Source organism: Chromohalobacter sp. HP20-39, from assembly GCF_033052815.1.
Taxonomy (GTDB): Bacteria; Pseudomonadota; Gammaproteobacteria; order Pseudomonadales; family Halomonadaceae; genus Chromohalobacter.
Map to the genome: position 1 here is coordinate 1 of NZ_JAWHTP010000718.1, position 269 is coordinate 269.

1 protein-coding gene is annotated in these 269 nt (G+C 68.4%); it reads right to left on the reverse strand.

Annotated elements, in window-relative coordinates; genetic code table 11:
• Positions 1-60: 60 nt before the first annotated feature.
• A partial coding sequence (locus RVY79_RS19825) for a hypothetical protein (RefSeq protein WP_317466282.1) occupies positions 61-269 on the reverse strand: 209 nt, incomplete at its 5' end.

The following is a 269-nucleotide window of genomic DNA, read 5'->3' on the forward strand; positions in this document are numbered from 1 at the left end:
CTTTGCCAGGCCACTGACGGCGTCCTCTTGAGGGGGCCGGCGAAGCCGGTAGGGGTTGGGCTACCGGTCCACGGGCAGGTGGTCGGTGCGGGCCAGGTCGAGCAGCTGTTCGACCTCGTCCTGGTGCTCGACGAGGTTGCGCTGGTGCCAGCGCCGGATCCACCACATCGTGCCGGCCACGACGAGGCCGAAGATCGTGATCGCGCCGAAGGCCGACAGGCCGAAACGTGTCATGGCCGTGTAGAAGGCGCCAAGGCCGAGGATGCAGG